Origin of the sequence: Pseudomonas sp. Z1-14, from assembly GCF_051132005.1 — a bacterium.
In the GTDB taxonomy this organism is placed as follows: domain Bacteria; phylum Pseudomonadota; class Gammaproteobacteria; order Pseudomonadales; family Pseudomonadaceae; genus Aquipseudomonas.
This window is the reverse complement of sequence record NZ_CP071646.1, coordinates 4,458,444-4,477,075: the sequence shown is the minus strand read 5'-3', so window position 1 is coordinate 4,477,075 and position 18,632 is coordinate 4,458,444. Positions and strand designations below refer to the sequence as shown.

The following is an 18,632-nucleotide window of genomic DNA, read 5'->3' as shown; positions in this document are numbered from 1 at the left end:
GAGCAAGCTCCCTCGCCACGGAGGGCGGTTCAGGGAACCTCCACACCCTCAACTAGCAACATGTCCACAAGACGAATCAGCGGCAGGCCGACCAGGCTGGTGGCGTCCGGCCCTTCGGTGCGCTGGAACAGGCTCACGCCCAGGCCTTCGGCCTTGAAGCTGCCGGCGCAGTCGTACGGTTGCTCGGTGCGCAGATAGCGCTCCACGCGAGCCTGATCCAATGTCCGCATGGTTACGGTAAACGGAACGCAATCGACCTGGCAGGCGTCGGTCTGGCTGTTGAGTAGTGCCAGGCCGGTCAGGAAGGTTACCTTGGTCCCGCTGGCGGCCAGCAGTTGCTCGCGGGCGTTCTCGAAGGTGTGGGGCTTGCCCAGGATGCGCTTGCCGAGCACGGCGACCTGGTCCGAGCCAATGATCAGGTGTGCCGGGTAACGGTCCGCCAGGGCGAGGGCTTTTTCCCGGGCCAGGCGTTTCACCAGTTCGAGCGCGGCCTCGCCGGCGCGATGGCTTTCGTCGATGTCCGGTGAGTCGCAGACGAACGGCAGCCCCAGGCGGGCAAGCAGTTCCCGGCGGTAGACCGAGCTTGAGGCAAGTAATAAAGGCAGCATTGGCGTCTCCAGGAGGCAGGAGGGGATTCTAGCGAGGCGTGCAAGTGACGGACAGGGCTGAATTTCCTTTGACATGGCCCGGTGCATCCCTATAATGCTGCGCCTATGTTGAATGACCCGATTCCACCTCACGTTGACCCGCGCAAATTGGCTGACCGTGGCACCACCCTTCAAGGTGAATTGCTGCTGGCCGATTTGAAGAGACTCTGCGACCCGCTTTCCGACGATGTCGGTACGGTCCAGGCCAAATTCGTTTTTGAACGAGATGAACGTAAATCTGTGGTGATCCACAGCTTTATCGACACTGAAGTCAAAATGGTTTGCCAGCGTTGTCTTGAGCTGGTCACCCTGCCGATCCACAGCGAATGCAGTTACGCCGTGGTGAAGGAGGGTGCGAATACCCAGTCGTTGCCGAAAGGTTATGACGTGCTGGAACTGGGCGAAGATCCATTGGATCTGCAGTCACTGATCGAGGAGGAGCTTCTGCTCGCCTTGCCCATTGTGCCTGCTCATCATCCGGAAGAATGCCAGCAGCCGGCGGGAGCAGATGAGCCCGAACCGAGCGAGGACGAGGTAACGCGGTCCAACCCGTTCAGTGTATTGGCGCAGTTAAAGCGTGACCCAAACGTTTAGGAGTTAATCAATTATGGCTGTTCAGCAGAACAAAAAATCCCGCTCTGCCCGTGACATGCGCCGTTCGCACGACGCTCTCGAGGCTAGCACCCTGTCTGTAGAAAAAACCACCGGTGAAGTTCACCTGCGTCACCACGTATCGCCAGAAGGCGTATACCGTGGCCGTAAAGTGATCGACAAGGGCGCCGACGAGTAATCACTTGTCCGCTCAAGTCATCGCGGTTGACGCAATGGGCGGGGACTTCGGTCCCCGCAGCATTGTCCAGGCCAGTCTCGCTTGCCTTAATGCTACGCCCTCGCTGCACCTGACCCTCGTCGGTCAACCCTCCCTCCTGGAAGAATTGCTCAGTGGCTATCCTGCTGCGGATCGCGCGCGCCTGACGATTACCCCGGCGTCCGAAGTCATCGCCATGGACGAGAAGCCTGCCCAGGCTCTGCGCGGCAAGCCCGACGCCTCGATGCGCGTGGCGTTGGAGCTGTTGCGCGACGACAAGGTCCAGGCGTGTGTCAGTGCGGGTAATACCGGGGCGTTGATGGCGCTGTCCCGCTACGTGCTGAAAACCCTGCCGGGGATCGATCGGCCCGCCATGGTCGCGGCGATCCCGACCCAGCGCGGTTTCTGCCAGCTATTGGACCTGGGCGCCAATGTCGACTGCAGCGCCGAGCATTTGCTGCAGTTCGCGGTGATGGGCTCGGTCGCGGCTGAAACCCTCGGCATCGCTCGCCCTCGCGTGGCACTGCTGAATATCGGCACCGAAGACATCAAGGGTAATCAGCAGGTCAAGCTCGCGGCCACATTGTTGCAAAGCGCCCGGGGCATCAATTACATCGGTTTTGTCGAGGGTGACGGGCTATATCGCGGCGAGGCGGACGTGGTGGTATGCGACGGTTTTGTCGGCAATATCCTGCTCAAGTCCAGCGAAGGCCTGGCGACCATGATTGGCGGCCGCATCGAGGCCCTGTTCAAGCAGAACCTGGCTTCCAGGGCGGTGGGTGCGCTGGCATTGCCGCTGATGCGTCGTCTGCAGGCGGATCTGGCCCCGGCGCGGCACAACGGTGCGAGTTTTCTCGGGCTGCAGGGCATCGTGATCAAGAGTCATGGTTCGGCTGGGGTGCAGGGCTTTCAGAGTGCAATCAACCGGGCGGTGATTGAAATCGAGGAAAACCTGCCTGAGCGCCTGCATGGCCGTCTTGAAGATTTGTTAACTTAGGCGTTTTCGTCCGACAATGCTTAAATGTGACCGGTCGGTTCAACCCGCCATCCAACTGTCAGTTTCCTAGCGCCCCCAGGGGCGTCAATTTTTGACGACAAGATCATTAGGGGCTTTGTTTTCATGTCTGCTTCCCTCGCATTCGTCTTTCCAGGACAGGGCTCGCAGTCCCTCGGCATGCTGGCCGAGCTGGGCGCGCAATACCCGTTGATCCTGGAAACATTCAAAGAAGCATCCGATGCACTCGGCTACGACTTGTGGGCACTGACCCAGCAAGGGCCGGAAGAGCAGCTCAACCAGACCGACAAGACCCAACCCGCGATCCTGACCGCCTCCATTGCGCTGTGGCGCCTGTGGCTGGCTGAAGGCGGCGCGCGTCCGGCGTTTGTCGCCGGTCACAGCCTGGGCGAGTACAGCGCCCTGGTTGCGGCTGGCAGCCTGAGCCTTGGCGACGCGGTCAAGCTGGTGGAGCGGCGTGGCCAGTTGATGCAGGAAGCGGTTCCGGCCGGGCAGGGTGGCATGGCCGCTATCCTCGGTCTGGAAGACGCCGATGTGTTGGCAGCCTGTGCCGAAGCGGCGCAAGGTGATGTGGTCAGCGCGGTGAATTTCAACTCGCCGGGCCAAGTGGTCATTGCCGGCGCCAAGGCGGCTGTCGAGCGCGCGATCGAAGGTTGCAAGGCCCGTGGCGCCAAGCGCGCGATGCCCTTGCCGGTCAGCGTTCCGTCGCACTGCGAGCTGATGCGCCCGGCCGCCGAGCGGTTTGCCGAATCCATCGCCGCCATCGACTGGCAGGCGCCGCAGATTCCCGTGGTTCAGAATGTCAGCGCCAACGTGGCGCCGGATCTCGAGACCCTCAAGCGCGATCTGCTGGAACAACTCTACAAGCCGGTTCGCTGGGTCGAATCGGTACAGACCCTGGCAGCCAAGGGCGCGACCGAACTGGTCGAGTGCGGCCCAGGCAAGGTGCTGGCAGGGCTGAACAAACGCTGCGCCGAAGGCGTGTCGACTTCCAATCTCAACACCCCAGACGCTTTCGCTGCCGCTCGTGCAGCGCAAGCCTGAACAGGAGAAGCTTGCATGAGTCTGCAAGGTAAAGTTGCACTGGTGACCGGTGCAAGCCGCGGCATCGGCCAGGCTATCGCACTGGAATTGGGTCGCCAAGGCGCCATTGTCATCGGCACCGCGACTTCCGCTTCAGGCGCCGAGCGTATCGCCGCGACCTTGAAGGAAAACGGTATCCAAGGCACCGGCCTTGAGCTGAATGTCACCAGCGACGAATCTGTTGCGGCGGTTCTGGCAAGCATCCAGGAGCAGTTCGGCGCTCCGGCGATCCTGGTCAATAATGCCGGCATCACTCGCGATAACCTGATGATGCGCATGAAAGATGACGAATGGTTCGATGTGGTCGATACCAACTTGAACAGCCTGTATCGGCTGTCCAAGGGCGTTCTGCGTGGCATGACCAAGGCCCGTTGGGGCCGAATTATCAGTATCGGCTCGGTTGTGGGTGCCATGGGCAACGCTGGCCAAGTAAACTATGCTGCGGCTAAAGCCGGCCTGGAAGGTTTCAGCCGTGCGCTGGCACGGGAAGTCGGTTCGCGCTCGATTACGGTAAACTCGGTTGCACCGGGTTTCATCGACACCGACATGACCCGCGAACTGCCGGAAGCACAGCGTGAAGCTTTGTTGACACAGATTCCGCTGGGCCGTCTGGGGCAAGCTCAAGAAATCGCGTCCGTGGTCGCTTTTCTTGCTTCGGACGGTGCGGCATACGTGACTGGGGCTACAATCCCGGTAAACGGCGGGATGTACATGAGTTAAATGTGACGGATTGCTTCAAAAAAATGTCATACGAGCTGTCTAAAATCCGTTATAAAGCTGCAATCTATTTATAGGCGGCGGGCCCCAGGGTTCGAGGAGTGAAGCTTTCGGTTGAAAAACCGAAAAGTCTTTCTATACACTTACCCACCGGCCAGCTGCCTGAATTTGTCCATTAGGAGTGAAAACAAGGTATGAGCACCATCGAAGAGCGCGTCAAGAAAATCGTTGCCGAGCAACTGGGCGTTAAAGAAGAAGAAGTTGTGAACACCGCTTCCTTCGTCGAAGACCTGGGTGCCGACTCCCTTGACACCGTTGAGCTGGTGATGGCTCTGGAAGAGGAATTCGAGACCGAGATTCCTGACGAAGAAGCTGAAAAGATCACTACTGTACAAGCTGCTATCGACTACGTTACCAGCCACCAGGCGTAATCGTATTCAGTCGTCGCTAGCTGTCATGGAAAAACCGCACTGCCATTTCGGCGTGCGGTTTTTTCTTTAGGCCTGATGCAAAGTCGTCATTTGAAAAAGGAGAGTGCTGTGTCGCGTAGACGCGTCGTAGTCACCGGTATGGGTATGTTGTCGCCACTGGGCACGGATGTGCCGAGCAGCTGGCAGGGCATTCTGGCTGGCCGTAGTGGCATTGGTCTGATCGAACACACCGACCTTTCTGCCTATTCCACCCGTTTTGGCGGCTCGGTAAAGGGTTTCAATGTCGAGGAATACCTGTCGGTCAAGGAAGCCCGCAAGCTTGACCTGTTCATTCAATACGGCCTGGCAGCCGGTTTCCAGGCGGTGCGCAATGCCGGGCTGGAAGTCACCGACGCCAACCGTGAGCGCATCGGCGTGGCCATGGGTTCGGGTATTGGCGGCTTGACCAATATCGAAGAAACCAGCCGTACGCTGCATGATTCCGGGCCGCGGCGTATTTCGCCGTTTTTCGTGCCGGGCTCGATCATCAATATGATTTCCGGTTTCCTGTCCATCCACCTCGGTGCACAGGGACCCAACTACGCCATCGCTACCGCCTGCACCACCGGCACGCACTGCATCGGCATGGCCGCGCGCAACATCATGTACGACGAAGCTGACGTGATGATTGCCGGTGGTGCCGAAATGGCCGCCTGCGGCCTCGGCATGGGCGGTTTCGGCGCGTCCCGTGCGCTGTCGACCCGCAACGATGAGCCGGACCGGGCCAGCCGCCCGTGGGACAAGGGCCGCGATGGTTTCGTACTGTCGGACGGTGCCGGTGCGCTGGTGCTCGAAGAACTTGAGCACGCCAAGGCTCGTGGCGCGACCATCTATGCCGAACTGATCGGCTTCGGTACCAGCGGCGATGCGTTCCATATGACGTCGCCACCGGCCGATGGCGCCGGTGCGGCCCGTTGCATCACCAATGCCTTGCGCGACGCCAAGCTCAATCCAGGGCAGGTGCAGTACATCAACGCCCATGGTACGTCGACCCCGGCCGGCGATCTGGCCGAAGCCCAGGCCATCAAGACTGTGTTCGGCGACCACGCCTACAAACTGGCTGTCAGCTCGACCAAATCGATGACCGGCCACCTGTTGGGCGCGGCAGGTGCGGTGGAAGCGATCTTCAGCGTGCTGGCGATCAACAGCCAGGTGGCGCCGCCGACCATCAACCTTGATGAGCCGGACGAGGGCTGCGACCTCGACTTTGTGCCGCATACCGCCCGCAGCATGGACATCGACGTCGTGTTGTCCAATTCCTTCGGCTTCGGCGGGACCAACGGCTCGCTGGTGTTTCGCCGGTTCGCCGGTTGATGGAAAGCTGGGTCGACGGTCAGCCGGCTGACGCTCTGTCGCTGAAAGATCGCGGCCTGGCCTACGGTGATGGGTTGTTCGAAACCATCGCCGTGCGGGACGGTAAGCTCGTTCTGCTTGAGGGGCATCTGCAACGCCTCGCGTTGGGATGTCGACGGTTGGCAATCAGTGTCGATTGGGCGGTATTGAACGCTGAACTGCAAGCCTATGCGCAGCAGCTTGGCGATGGCGTTCTGAAACTGATCGTGACCCGTGGCGACAGTCTGCGGGGCTATGCCGCCAATCCTTCAGCCCAGGCCCGCCGCATCTTGCAGGGCAGCCCGCCGGCGGCCTATCCGCTGGCCCATGCCGAGCAAGGCGTCCAGCTGTTTCCTTGCACTACACGCCTGTCCGAGCAACCGTTGCTCGCCGGCCTCAAACACCTCAATCGCCTTGAACAAGTGCTGGCCCGCGCCGAGTGGAGCGACACCGAGCATGCCGAAGGCTTGATGCTGGATATGTCCGGGCGGGTGATCGAAGGCGTGTTCAGCAATCTGTTCATGGTGCACGACGGAGCGCTGATCACGGCGGATCTGAGCCGTTGTGGTGTCGCCGGGGTGATGCGCGGGCAATTATTGTTTCAAGCCGAGTCTGATGGCATCGCTACTCAGGTCACTGATATCCGCCTCGAACAGCTGCAGCGGGCCGACGAGGTCTTTGTCTGCAACAGCGTTTATGGCGTGTGGCCGGTACGCGGATGCGGTTCGGCGCGCTGGTCGGTTGGCCCGCTCACCCGTAAACTGCAGACCCTTGCCCGTGCGCTATTGGATGCTTGATTCGTGAGACGTAAATTCTTGCTGCTGCTGGAAGTCGGACTGGTTCTGGCAGGGCTGTTGCTGGGCGCTTCGGCGTGGAAAATTCACTCGGCGCTGCAGCAGCCGTTGAACATCACCCAGGAAGAACTGCTTGACGTACCCAGCGGCACCACGCCGACCGGGACGCTCAATCGCCTGGAAGCCGATGGCCTGATCAAGGATGCATTCTGGCTGCGGGTGTACTGGCGCTTCAACCTCGCCGGCCAGCCCTTGCACTCCGGCGAATACCGGATGGTGCCGGGGATGACGATGGAGGGCCTGATCGGCGTCTGGAAACGTGGTGATGTGGTGCAGTACAGCGTCACGCTGGTGGAGGGCTGGAATTTCCGTCAGGTTCGCGCAGCGCTGGCCAAGGATGAGAAGCTCCAGCAGACCCTCGCCGGGCTGAGCGACAGTCAGGTGATGGACCGTCTTGGTCATTCCGGGATATTTCCCGAAGGCCGGTTCTTCCCGGATACCTATCGGTTCGTGCGCGGTACGTCGGATGCCGATCTGCTGAAGAAGGCCTACGATCGGCTGGAAGAGGTGCTCGCCAAGGAGTGGGCGCAACGAGCCGCCGACGTGCCTTACACCCAGCCCTACCAGGCATTGATCATGGCCTCCCTGATCGAGAAGGAGACCGGCGTGCCCCAGGAGCGTGGCCAGATCGCCGGGGTGTTCGTGCGCCGCTTGCGCCTGGGGATGTTGTTGCAGACCGATCCCACCGTAATCTATGGCCTGGGGGAGCGCTACACCGGCAAGCTCACCCGTGCCCATCTGAAAGAACCGAATCCCTACAACACCTATCTGGTTCCAGGGCTGCCGCCGACGCCGATCGCGATGGTCGGGCGCGAGGCGATTCATGCGGCGTTGAACCCGGCGGACGGCAACAGCCTTTATTTCGTGGCCCGGGGCGATGGCAGCCATGTGTTTTCCGATGACCTGGAAACGCACAACAACGCGGTGCGCGAATACCAGCTCAAGCGCCGCGCCGATTATCGTTCGAGCCCGGCCCCGGTTGCGCCGGACGATGTGGCGCCGATTCCCGCCGCTTCACCGGATACGGCGCCTGAAGCCGTGCCCCAGGTGCCGCCTCAGGAGCCCGCGCCGCAACCTGCCCCCGAAGCGAATGCCAGCGAGCCGCCGAGCCCGCAATGACTCTGATTAAGGATCGCCCGTGACTGGCTTGTTTATAACCCTGGAAGGCCCCGAAGGCGCCGGCAAGAGCACCAACCGCGAATACCTCGCCGAACGTTTGCGGGCTGAAGGCATCGAGGTGGTGCTGACCCGTGAGCCGGGCGGCACGCCATTGGCCGAGAGGATCCGCGAGGTGCTGCTGGCACCCCTTGACGAGGTCATGAACCCCGACACCGAGCTGTTGCTGGTTTTCGCCGCCCGGGCGCAACATCTGGCCGAGGTGATCCGCCCGGCGCTGGCCCGTGGTGCGGTGGTGCTGTGTGATCGCTTCACCGATTCGACCTATGCCTACCAGGGGGGCGGCCGGGGCTTGTCCCTTGAGCGTATCGCCGCGTTGGAAACCTTTGTCCAGGCGGACCTGCGGCCAGACCTGACTCTGGTGTTCGACTTGCCGGTGGACATCGGTCTGGCCCGCGCCAGCGCCCGGGGTCGGCTTGATCGCTTCGAGCTGGAAGGGCAGGCCTTCTTCAACGCCGTGCGCAATGCCTTCCTGGAGCGTGCCCAGGCTGATCCGGCGCGTTACCTGCTGATCGACGCCGCCCAACCGCTGGCACAGGTCCAGCAATCGCTGGATGGTCTGCTGCCGCGTCTGCTGGAGCGTGCCCGTGGCTGAAGCCTATCCGTGGCAGGACAGCCTCTGGCAGCAATTGGCCGGGCGTGCCCAGCATGCCCATGCCTACCTGCTCCACGGTCCGGCCGGGATCGGCAAGCGGGCGCTGGCCGAACGCCTGATGGCGAGCCTGTTGTGCCAGGCCCCGGTGGCCGCGGGCGCCTGCGGCGAATGCAAGTCCTGCCTGCTGCTCAAGGCCGGTAGCCATCCAGACAATTACGTGCTGGAGCCTGAAGAGGCGGACAAGGCGATCAAGGTCGACCAGGTCCGGGACCTTGTGAGTTTCGTCGTCCAGACCGCGCAGATGGGCGGGCGCAAGGTCGTGTTGATCGAACCGGTGGAGTCGATGAACATCAACGCTGCCAATGCCTTGCTCAAGAGTCTCGAAGAGCCTTCCGGGAATACCGTCCTGCTGTTGGTCAGCCACCAGCCGAGTCGGTTGTTGCCGACCATCAAGAGCCGTTGCGTGCAGCAGGCTTGTCCGCTGCCCAGCGAGGCCATGAGCCTGCAGTGGCTGGGCCAGGCCTTGCCTGACAGCAGCGATGAGGAGCGTGTCGAGCTGCTGACCCTGGCCGCCGGTTCGCCACTGGCGGCCGTCAGCCTCCAGGCCCAGGGCGTGCGTGAGCAGCGGGCACTGGTAGTGGACGGCGTCAAGAAGCTGCTCAAGCAACAGCAGTCGCCGACGCAACTGGCCGAGGGCTGGAACGCCATTCCGTTGCTGCTGCTGTTCGACTGGTTCTGCGACTGGTCGAGCCTGATCCTGCGTTATCAGCTCACCGAGGACGAGGCTGGGCTGGGACTGGCGGACATGCGCAAGGTGATTCAGTACCTGGCGCAAAAAAGCAGCCAGGACAAAATCCTGAACATTCAGGACTGGATTCTTGCCCAACGTCAGAAGGTGCTGAGCAAAGCGAACCTCAATCGTGTCCTGTTGCTGGAGGCGCTGTTGGTGCAATGGGCAAGTTTGCCTGGTCGTAACTGACAGGCACACTAGACTCAGCTCAATTGCAGCGGAGATCAGCATGAACGAACCTGTCAGCCCCGGGCCACGCAATGGCATCCTGTCCCTGACCATCAAGGACAAGTCGGTGCTCTACGCCGCCTACATGCCCTTCATCAGGAATGGCGGCCTGTTTATCCCGACCAACAAGAATTATCGCCTGGGCGACGAGGTGTTCATGCTGTTGAGCCTGATGGACGAACCGGAGAAAATCCCGGTCGCGGGCAAGGTGATCTGGCTCACCCCCAAAGGCGCCCAGGGCAACCGGGCGGCCGGGGTTGGCGTGCAGTTCAACGAAGGCGACAACTCGGCCCGCAATCAGATCGAAACCCACCTGGCCGGAACCCTCAAGTCCGACCGTCCTACCCATACGATGTAGCTGGCCCCATATGCTTGTAGATTCCCATTGTCACCTTGATCGCCTCGACCTTGCCGCCCATGGCGGTTCGCTGGACGCCGCGCTGGATGCCGCGCGCCAACGAGGCGTCGGGCATTTCCTGTGCATCGGTGTCAGCGCCGATAACGCCGCCGACGTCAAGGTCTTGGCCGACCGTTATGCGGATGTCGATTGTTCGGTGGGTATCCACCCGCTGGACGTACAGCCCGATGCCGCGCCGGCCCTGGACTGGCTGCTGCACGAGCTCGACCATCCGCGGGTGGTGGCCATTGGCGAGACTGGCCTCGACTATCACTACGAGCCGGAGGCCGCCGAGGTGCAGCAGGCTTCGTTCCGCTTGCACCTGGAAGCGGCTAACCAGACTGGCAAGCCGGTGATCATCCACACCCGCGGTGCCCGCGCCGACACCCTGGATCTGCTGCGCGACGCGGCGTTGCCCCAGGCGGGCGTGCTGCATTGCTTCACCGAGGACTGGGACATGGCCAAGGCTGCGCTGGACATGGGTTACTACATCTCCCTGTCCGGAATTGTCACGTTTCGCAATGCCGACGCCCTGCGCGACGTCGCCAGCAAAGTGCCGGCCGATCGATTGCTGGTGGAGACCGATTCGCCCTACCTGGCGCCAATACCCTATCGCGGCAAGCCGAACCTTCCTCAGTATGTGCGCGAGGTGGCCGAGTTCCTGGCCATGTTGCGCGGTGAATCCTATGAGCGGTTCGCGCAGCAGACCACGGAAAACTTCAAGCGCCTGTTCCCCCTGGCGCATGTCGGTTCGCCGAGGGCCTGAATCACGGACAAAAAAAACCCGGGTTCTGGGGGGTGAATCCGGGTTAAGACCATTAGGAGTAAACAAAGGCACTCGGTCCGTTGGTACCTTTATCGGCGCGTCACTTGGGGGAGATGTCGCGCCGACAGTTCAAGTATTGATCACTGTGGCGATGCGTCCAGTGTGGTTGCGGCGGTTTTTAAACAAATTTGGAATACGCTCGCTTCGGATAGGTTCTCACTGTCCTGTTAACCTGCCAGTACGGTAGGGTGCCAGGTAAACGGAGGAGTCGGGACTGCACGGTTTTCCGCAGAACACTGATCGAAAATGGATGATCCGTGCATTTTTGCGTAATTTAGGCATAATACCCGGCTTCGAATTTTGACCCTTCAGACCTTTTTCTTATGCACAAAGAACCCCGTAAGGTCCGTGAGTTTCGTCGCCGCGAGCAGGAAATTCTCGACACCGCGCTCAAGTTGTTCCTCGACCAGGGTGAAGACAGTGTCACCGTCGAGATGATTGCGGATGCCGTGGGTATCGGCAAAGGCACGATTTATAAACATTTCAAATCCAAGGCCGAGATCTACCTGCGGCTGATGCTCGATTACGAGCGCGATTTGAACGAGTTGTTGCATTCGGCCGATGTGGACAAGGACAAGGAAGCGCTATCCCGGGCCTATTTCGAGTTCCGCATGCGCGACCCGCAGCGTTACCGCTTGTTCGATCGCCTGGAAGAGAAGGTGGTCAAGGGCAACCAGGTGCCGGAAATGGTCGAGGAGCTGCACAAGATCCGCGCTTCCAACTTCGAACGCCTGACCCTGCTGATCAAGGGCCGGATCAGCGAAGGCAAGCTCGAAGATGTGCCGCCGTATTTCCATTACTGCGCAGCCTGGGCGCTGGTGCATGGCGCCGTGGCGCTGTATCACTCGCCGTTCTGGAGCAATGTGCTTGAAGACCAGGAAGGCTTCTTCCAGTTCCTGATGGACATTGGCGTGCGCATGGGCAACAAGCGCAAGCGCGACACCGACGTCCCGAGCAGTTGAGGCATTCAGCTGTCTGATTGCGCCATGTCTGCTTACATGGCGCATTGCCCGAGGAATATACTCAGGCTTGGGTCTTGCAGAAATCTGATTTTTAGGTCAGGTTTTGCGGGCCCGATTCTTCTTTCGCCGGAGTCATCATGATCGTTGACCGTCAAGGCAGGCGTTTTCGCAATTTGCGGATCAGCCTGACTTCAGCCTGCAACTATGCCTGTACCTACTGCGTGCCAGACGGCAAGCGGCTGGTGGCTGCGCAGGATGAACTGTCGGCCGAGGCCATGGCGCGGGGCGTGGCCTATCTGATCGAAGCCGCCGGCATCGAGCGGTTGCGCATCACCGGTGGAGAGCCACTGGTCAGCCCCAAGCTGGAAAGCTTCATGACGGCGGTGGGGCAGATGGGACTGCAGGACATCAGTCTGACCACCAATGGTCAGCTGCTGGCAAAGAAGCTGCCGCTGCTGGTCAATGCCGGTATCCGCCGTATCAACGTCTCCCTCGACACCCTGGATCCCGTGGCGTTTCGCAGCATCGCCCGTGGTGGCGACCTGGCGACCGTGCTGGACGGCATGGAGCAGGCCCGGGCGGCGGGAATGAAGATCAAGGTCAACATGGTGCCGTTGCGCGGGCAGAACCTGGACCAGGTGATGCCGTTGCTCCAGTACTGCCTGGAGCGTGGTTATGAGTTGCGTTTCATCGAGTTGATGCGCATGGGCCACCTGGCCAAGGACTCCAATGCGTTCCTTCAACAGTTCGTCAGCCTCCAGCAGCTGCTGGGCCTGATTGGCGACCGGTACGAATATCTGCAGGCCGATGCGCCGATCGATGCCACGGCCGTGCGTTACGAGGTTCCGGGGTTGGGGCACTTCGGTGTGATCGCCAACGAAAGCGTGCCGTTCTGCCGCACCTGTTCGCGGCTGCGGCTGTCTTCCACGGGCTGGTTGCATGGCTGCCTGTCGTCGAGTAACCGTCACTACGTTGGCGATCTGTTGGACAAACCGCGTCACCAGGCATTGCCGGCGCTCCAGCGGCTGTTGGTCAAGGCCTTGGGGGACAAGCAGGAAGTGGCGTTCTCCGGTGGCGCGACCATCATGAAGATCATCGGCGGCTGAATAAGGCTGTTGTGGCGAGGGGATTTATCCCCGCTGGGTTGCGCAGCAACCCCCGGAACTATCGCCTCGGAGAATCAGGTCGAATATTTCTATCCTTTGGGGGCGCTTCGCACCCAGCGGGGATAAATCCCCTCGCCACAGGAATAGCGAACCATCCACATCAAGCTGGCGCAAAAGCTGCATCCCATGGCCATTCGCCGGTTTTCCGTCACCGGTTTTTGGAGGATAGGATGCGTAGCCTGTTTTTGCTGCTGGCCGTTTTGACGCTGGGTGGCTGCATGAATGTCAGCGACATGGGGGAGGGCGTTCGTTATCACATGAGCGACGCCGGCCTGCTGGACCATAGCGACAGCCGTCGGGTGAACAACCTGCGCATTCAGCCGGATTCCTTTATCTACATTGCCCAGGGTGCTTTTGCTCCGCCAGGCAGCGCTTATCCGCGGCCCAATGTCGTGGCTGAAGAAGCGTTCAACGGTTTCATCGAGTATTTCCCCATGGTTCGTCGCGCCCGGGTCCCGGAAGGCCTCGACCAGGCGATGGGCGAAGCGCGGGCCGCCGGTGCTCATTACTTGCTGTATACCCGGTTCGCCAAGGCGGACAACCGCATCGGCAACACCGACGAATGGCTGGACGAAGAAGCCGTGGATCGACTGGGTGTCGATACCGGTGTCATTCAGATCATGTTGATCGAGACCAGCACCCAGTATTTGATTGATACTGCGCGTATCAAAAGTCGTGGCGGTTTACTGACGTTGCACGACAAACAGCCAGAAGACTTGATCGCCGCCCCACTGCGTGAATATGCCCGCACCTTGCTGGGGATAAGCGACCAGTAAAATTCAAGGAGTCACCATGAGCGGACCGCAAAAAGCCAATGACCTGCTGGGACAGATCCCGAAGACCAAAGGCCTGCCGCCGGTCCACTTGTGGAACCCCGACTTCTGCGGCGACATCGACATGCGCATCGCCCGTGATGGCACCTGGTATTACCTGGGCACGCCGATCGGGCGCAAGCCGATGGTCAAGCTGTTCTCCACCATCATTCGCCGCGACGGCGATGATTATTTCCTGATCACCCCTGTGGAAAAAGTCGGCATCACAGTAGACGACGCCCCGTTCGTGGCCGTGACCCTTGAGGTCGAAGGAGAGGGGGAAGGGCAGTTGTTGCGCTTTACTACCAATGTCGAGGAAACCACCGAAGCCGGCCCCGATCATCCGATGCGGGTGGTCATCGACCCCCAGACCCAGGAGCCTGCGCCGTACGTGCATGTGCGCAGCAACCTCGAAGCGCTGATTCATCGCAACGTGTTTTATCAATTGGTGGAGCTGGCGGTGAGTCGCGAGATCGATGGTCAGCGCTGGTTGGGCGTATGGAGCGGCGGCGTGTTCTTCCCCATCGGCCTTGAGCCCTGAATCCTGCGTGGGAGCGAGCCTGCTCGCGAAAGCGGTGTGTCAGCCAAGACGATGTTGGGCGGGAGCTTTCGCGAGCAGGCTCGCTCCCACAGTGATACTGGTTGTTCACAGGATGTGGGTTTCAACCCAACTCATGTGGGAGCGAGCCTGCTCGCGAAAGCGGCAGCATAGTCGACACCTTTTCATGCAGACCCACCGCTTTCGCGAGCAAGCCCGCTCCCACAGTGGTTATGCAAAATTCAAATTGACACCCAATCATATGATGATTAGCGTGGGCGCCTGATAAGAAAAGCCCACGGGGTAGTCATGTCCAGCAGTTTTCACGCATCGACCGTCGATTGGCTGGGTGGCTGGATTGCCGCCGGCCAGGTCAAGCCTGGGCAAACCATCAAGGTCGAGGCTGATCTGGGCGAGCAACTGGGCGTCAGCCGCACGGTGATCCGTGAGGCAATCAAGACGCTGGTGGCCAAAGGCATGTTGGAAGTCGGCCCGAAAGTCGGCACGCGAGTACTGCCGGTGCGCCGCTGGAACCTGTTCGACCCGCAGGTGGTTGGCTGGCTGTCACGCAGCGGCCTGCCGGAAAACTTCGTCGACGACCTGCTGGACCTGCGGCGCACCATCGAACCGATGGCGGTGCGCTGGGCCTGCGAACGGGCGACCGCTGATCAGGTGCAGGCGATCCGCCTGGCTTATCATGCGCTGGAGCGGGCGGTGGACAGCGGCGCCGATTACAACCTTGCCGACCAGTTTTTCCACGAATGCATTCTCGCCGCCAGCCACAATCAATTCATCGAGCAGATGGTCCCGGCCCTGGGCGCGTTGCTGGCGGTCTCGTTCGAGGTGTCGGCGGCCGATCCGGACGAATTGCGGCGCACCTTGCCGATCCACAAGGATATCGCCGAATCCATCGCCGAGCGCGACGCGGCGCGCGGCGTCTGGGCCTGCATGACCCTGATCGATAACGCTGACCTGGCCATCAAGCGCTTCTACCCCGACGTCATGGCCGGTCGAACAGACAATACCGGGCGAGCCGGGAACGGGAGGTTGCAATGAACTGGACGGCTGTGACGGAACATCGGGCGAAACTGGGCGAGGGACCGTTCTGGGACGAGCCGACCCAGGCGCTGTATTGGGTCGATATCGCCGGCAAGCAGGCGCTGCGGTTGATCGGCGCCAATGTGCAGATCTGGCAGATGCCCGAACACGTTTCCGCCTTCATCCCGACCCAGAGCGGCGATGCATTGGTGACATTGAGCAGTGGCGTCTATCGACTGGACCTGGATTCGCCTGGGCTGGAACCGCGCCTGAAGTTGCTGTGCATGGCCGATCCCCAGCCTGGCAATCGTGCCAATGAAGCGCGCTGTGATGCGCTGGGCCAGCTTTGGCTGGGCACCATGCAAAACAACATCGGTGAAGAGGGCGAGGACCTGCCGATCGAGCGACGTTCCGGCGGCCTGTTCCGTGTCGGCGGCGATGGCCGAGTGATGCCCCTGCTGCGCGGGCTGGGCATTCCAAATACGCTGCTATGGAGCCCCGATGGCACGACGGTGTATTTCGGTGAGAGCCTCGACGGCACGCTGTATCGGCATTTCATCTACCCCGACGGCAAGCTGGCGCCCGCGGAGGTCTGGTTCGGCCCCCATTCCCGTGGCGGGCCGGACGGTTCGGCAATGGATGCGCAAGGTTACATCTGGAATGCTCGCTGGGATGGCAGTTGCCTGCTGCGGCTGCATCCGGACGGCCATGTCGATCGGGTGATCGAGTTGCCGGTCAGCCGTCCCACCAGTTGTGTATTCGGTGGGGACGACCTGCGGACGCTGTACATCACCAGTGCGCAAAGTCCGCTTGGGCATCCGCTGGACGGTGCGGTTCTGTCGATGCGAGTGGACGTGCCGGGCGTGGCTTGTACGAGGTTTGCTGGCTAGATCCCAGAATATGGGATGTAAATATATATATTGAGATTATTTGGCGGTCGGGTTTATAGTCGGCTCCATCAGCAATACGCACTCACACTAAAAAAACAAAACAGGTGAAGCGATGCATCGAATTTCCCCCGAACGCCCCAGCGGCGTTCGCCAGCCACTGTCCGTTCCGCCGTTTCCTGACCGGTCACCCGTGGGTGCCCGGTTTTTCTCGTGTCTTGCCTCGGGAGCCCAGGTTCATGGCTGAAGCGCTTTGCTTGCCACCGGTTCCGGAGCCACCGAAGGGCGAACGGTTGAAAGGCAAGGTCGTGCTGCTGACTGGCGCTGCCCAGGGCATTGGCGAGGCAATCGTTGCTGCGTTTGCTTCACAACAGGCGCGGCTGGTCATCAGTGACATCCAGGCTGAAAAAGTCGAGGCCGTCGCCGCTCATTGGCGTGGGCGTGGTGCGGATGTCCAAGCACTCAAGGTCGATGTTTCAAGCCAGCAGGATCTGCACGCCATGGCCCGACGCGCCGTTGAACTGCATGGTCGCATCGACGTATTGGTGAACTGCGCTGGCGTCAATGTGTTCCGCAATCCGCTGGAAATGACCGAGGAAGACTGGCGCCGCTGCTTCGCCATCGACCTGGACGGTGCCTGGTATGGCTGCAAGGCCGTATTGCCACAGATGATCGAGCAGGGCGTGGGCAGCATCATCAATATCGCGTCGACCCATTCGTCCCACATCATTCCCGGCTGTTTCCCTTACCCGGTGGCCAAGCATGGCCTGCTCGGGCTGACCCGTGCCCTGGGCGTCGAATACGCGCCCAAAGGCGTGCGCGTGAATGCCATTGCGCCGGGCTACATCGAGACCCAGCTGAATATCGATTACTGGAACGGCTTCGCCGATCCCCGGGCCGAACGCCAGCGTGCGCTGGATCTGCACCCGCCACGGCGTATCGGCCAGCCGATCGAAGTGGCAATGACGGCGGTGTTTCTGGCCAGTGACGAAGCACCTTTCATCAACGCTTCATGCATCACCATTGATGGAGGACGTTCGGTCATGTACCACGACTGAATATTCCTGGATTGCAGTGGGAAACTTCGCCTGTAATCCAATCATCATACGATATGACTATTTAGACCTATGCTGTGCAGTAACACGATTTGACCGGCCAGCCTGCGCTTTTCCACCAACGTGGAGCAGATCCCTGGACGTTTGGCTTTCAATAAAAAAAACAAGGAGTCAGCTATGAAACATCGTCGTGGGATCCGTTCCCTGTGTCGCGCCGCCCTGGCGGTTACCGCGTTCAGTCTCAGCAGCCATCTGCTGGCGGCCGATGCGGTAAAAATCGGTTTCCTGGTCAAGCAGGCCGAGGAGCCTTGGTTCCAGACCGAATGGGCGTTCGCCGAGAAGGCGGCCAAGGACAAAGGCTTCCAGTTGATCAAGATTGCCGTGCCTGACGGCGAGAAAACCCTCTCCGCTATCGACAGCCTGGCCGCCAACGGTGCCAAGGGCTTTGTGATCTGCCCGCCGGACGTATCCCTGGGCCCGGCCATCATGGCCAAGGCCAAGCTCAACGACCTCAAGGTGATCGCCGTGGACGACCGTTTCGTCGACGCCAGCGGCAAATTCATGGAAGACGTGCCGTACCTGGGCATGGCCGCGTTCGAGGTGGGCCAGAAGCAGGGCGCCGCGATGGCTGCCGAAGCGAAAAAACGCAACTGGGAGTGGAAAGACACCTACGCGGTGATCAATACCTTCAACGAGCTGGACACCGGCAAGAAGCGCACCGATGGTTCGGTCGATGCCCTGAAGAAGGCCGGTATGCCGGAAGACCATATCCTTTTCACGGCGCTGAAGACCCTCGACGTGCCGGGCAGCATGGACTCCACCAACTCGGCGCTGGTCAAGCTGCCAAGCGCCGCGAAAAACCTGATCATCGGCGGCATGAACGACAACACCGTGCTGGGCGGCGTGCGCGCTACCGAAGCCGCCGGGTTCAATGCCAAGAACGTGATCGGTATCGGCATCAACGGCACCGACGCCATCGGCGAGCTGAAGAAACCAAATAGCGGCTTCTTCGGTTCGATGCTGCCAAGCCCACACATCGAAGGCTACAAGACCGCCGAAATGATGTACGAGTGGATCACCACCGGCAAGGAGCCGCCGAAGTACACCGCCATGGACGAGGTGACGCTGATCACCCGGGAGAACTTCAAGCAGGAACTGGAAAAGATCGGCCTGTGGAATTGACGGCTGGTTGATTCAAAAGCGGCCCTGGTCACAGGCGTGACCGGGCCGCTTGAT

Annotated in this window: 22 protein-coding genes; 21 read left to right on the top strand and 1 reads right to left on the bottom strand. The window is 60.7% G+C overall.

Features of this window, described 5'->3' with window-relative positions; translation table 11 throughout:
• Window positions 1–29: 29 nt before the first annotated feature.
• Window positions 30–608, bottom strand: coding sequence for a Maf family protein (locus J3P89_RS20580; protein ID WP_434695503.1), 579 nt, complete (start codon window positions 606–608; stop codon window positions 30–32).
• Between the two features lie 105 nt (window positions 609–713).
• Here J3P89_RS20580 and J3P89_RS20575 point away from each other — a divergent pair, with 105 nt between their 5' ends.
• The 21 genes from J3P89_RS20575 to J3P89_RS20475 all read left to right on the top strand — a co-directional run bounded on the left by J3P89_RS20575 (window position 714) and on the right by J3P89_RS20475 (window position 18,578).
• A complete protein-coding gene (locus J3P89_RS20575; RefSeq protein ID WP_003204262.1) occupies window positions 714–1,241 on the top strand; it encodes a YceD family protein in 528 nt (175 codons plus the stop codon).
• A 13-nt stretch (window positions 1,242–1,254) separates the two neighbouring features.
• On the top strand, window positions 1,255–1,437 hold the full coding sequence (gene rpmF, locus J3P89_RS20570) for a 50S ribosomal protein L32 (protein ID WP_003179396.1): 183 nt from the start codon (window positions 1,255–1,257) through the stop codon (window positions 1,435–1,437).
• Window positions 1,438–1,441: 4 nt separating this feature from the next.
• Window positions 1,442–2,452 carry a phosphate acyltransferase PlsX gene (gene plsX / locus J3P89_RS20565; RefSeq protein ID WP_434695502.1) on the top strand — a complete coding sequence of 337 codons (1,011 nt, stop codon included), beginning with the start codon at window positions 1,442–1,444 and terminating at the stop codon, window positions 2,450–2,452.
• A gap of 123 nt (window positions 2,453–2,575) precedes the next feature.
• On the top strand, window positions 2,576–3,514 hold the full coding sequence (gene fabD / locus J3P89_RS20560; RefSeq protein WP_434625165.1) for an ACP S-malonyltransferase: 939 nt from the start codon (window positions 2,576–2,578) through the stop codon (window positions 3,512–3,514).
• A gap of 15 nt (window positions 3,515–3,529) precedes the next feature.
• Window positions 3,530–4,273, top strand: a complete 744-nt coding sequence (fabG, locus tag J3P89_RS20555; RefSeq protein WP_018613558.1) for a 3-oxoacyl-ACP reductase FabG — start codon at window positions 3,530–3,532, stop codon at window positions 4,271–4,273.
• 191 nt (window positions 4,274–4,464) lie between these two features.
• Window positions 4,465–4,701, top strand: coding sequence for an acyl carrier protein (gene acpP / locus J3P89_RS20550; RefSeq protein ID WP_003175607.1), 237 nt, complete (start codon window positions 4,465–4,467; stop codon window positions 4,699–4,701).
• A gap of 108 nt (window positions 4,702–4,809) precedes the next feature.
• Window positions 4,810–6,054: a beta-ketoacyl-ACP synthase II gene (gene fabF, locus J3P89_RS20545; RefSeq protein WP_305496054.1), complete on the top strand. Its 1,245-nt coding sequence runs from the start codon at window positions 4,810–4,812 to the stop codon at window positions 6,052–6,054.
• Complete coding sequence (gene pabC, locus J3P89_RS20540; protein ID WP_434695501.1) at window positions 6,054–6,869, top strand: aminodeoxychorismate lyase; 816 nt, start codon at window positions 6,054–6,056, stop codon at window positions 6,867–6,869. The genes fabF and pabC overlap by 1 nt, the downstream gene beginning before the upstream one ends.
• Window positions 6,870–6,872: 3 nt before the next feature.
• Entirely contained in the window at window positions 6,873–8,045 is a 1,173-nt protein-coding gene (gene mltG / locus J3P89_RS20535) for an endolytic transglycosylase MltG (protein WP_434695500.1), read from the top strand.
• A 19-nt stretch (window positions 8,046–8,064) separates the two neighbouring features.
• Complete coding sequence (gene tmk / locus J3P89_RS20530; RefSeq protein ID WP_434625158.1) at window positions 8,065–8,697, top strand: dTMP kinase; 633 nt, start codon at window positions 8,065–8,067, stop codon at window positions 8,695–8,697.
• Window positions 8,690–9,676 (top strand): DNA polymerase III subunit delta', encoded by a 987-nt coding sequence (locus tag J3P89_RS20525; protein ID WP_434695499.1) that lies wholly within the window; start codon window positions 8,690–8,692, stop codon window positions 9,674–9,676. Before tmk ends, J3P89_RS20525 begins: the two co-directional genes overlap by 8 nt.
• Window positions 9,677–9,716: 40 nt before the next feature.
• Entirely contained in the window at window positions 9,717–10,073 is a 357-nt protein-coding gene (locus tag J3P89_RS20520; protein ID WP_305496049.1) for a PilZ domain-containing protein, read from the top strand.
• 10 nt (window positions 10,074–10,083) lie between these two features.
• Entirely contained in the window at window positions 10,084–10,878 is a 795-nt protein-coding gene (locus J3P89_RS20515; protein ID WP_434695497.1) for a TatD family hydrolase, read from the top strand.
• Window positions 10,879–11,261: 383 nt separating this feature from the next.
• On the top strand, window positions 11,262–11,900 hold the full coding sequence (locus J3P89_RS20510; protein ID WP_003204240.1) for a TetR/AcrR family transcriptional regulator: 639 nt from the start codon (window positions 11,262–11,264) through the stop codon (window positions 11,898–11,900).
• A gap of 137 nt (window positions 11,901–12,037) precedes the next feature.
• The gene (locus tag J3P89_RS20505) at window positions 12,038–13,006 is read left to right on the top strand and encodes a GTP 3',8-cyclase MoaA (protein ID WP_434695495.1); all 969 of its coding nucleotides are present in this window, start codon (window positions 12,038–12,040) and stop codon (window positions 13,004–13,006) included.
• A gap of 230 nt (window positions 13,007–13,236) precedes the next feature.
• Window positions 13,237–13,842, top strand: a complete 606-nt coding sequence (locus J3P89_RS20500) for a DUF4823 domain-containing protein (protein ID WP_434569347.1) — start codon at window positions 13,237–13,239, stop codon at window positions 13,840–13,842.
• Window positions 13,843–13,858: 16 nt separating this feature from the next.
• Window positions 13,859–14,419, top strand: a complete 561-nt coding sequence (locus J3P89_RS20495; protein ID WP_434695494.1) for a DUF1285 domain-containing protein — start codon at window positions 13,859–13,861, stop codon at window positions 14,417–14,419.
• 306 nt (window positions 14,420–14,725) lie between these two features.
• Window positions 14,726–15,472 carry a FadR/GntR family transcriptional regulator gene (locus tag J3P89_RS20490; protein ID WP_434695492.1) on the top strand — a complete coding sequence of 249 codons (747 nt, stop codon included), beginning with the start codon at window positions 14,726–14,728 and terminating at the stop codon, window positions 15,470–15,472.
• Entirely contained in the window at window positions 15,469–16,344 is an 876-nt protein-coding gene (locus tag J3P89_RS20485; RefSeq protein WP_434569345.1) for an SMP-30/gluconolactonase/LRE family protein, read from the top strand. Before J3P89_RS20490 ends, J3P89_RS20485 begins: the two co-directional genes overlap by 4 nt.
• A gap of 236 nt (window positions 16,345–16,580) precedes the next feature.
• Window positions 16,581–17,399, top strand: a complete 819-nt coding sequence (locus J3P89_RS20480; RefSeq protein ID WP_434695491.1) for an SDR family oxidoreductase — start codon at window positions 16,581–16,583, stop codon at window positions 17,397–17,399.
• Between the two features lie 174 nt (window positions 17,400–17,573).
• Window positions 17,574–18,578, top strand: coding sequence for a substrate-binding domain-containing protein (locus J3P89_RS20475; protein ID WP_434695490.1), 1,005 nt, complete (start codon window positions 17,574–17,576; stop codon window positions 18,576–18,578).
• Window positions 18,579–18,632: the final 54 nt, after the last annotated feature.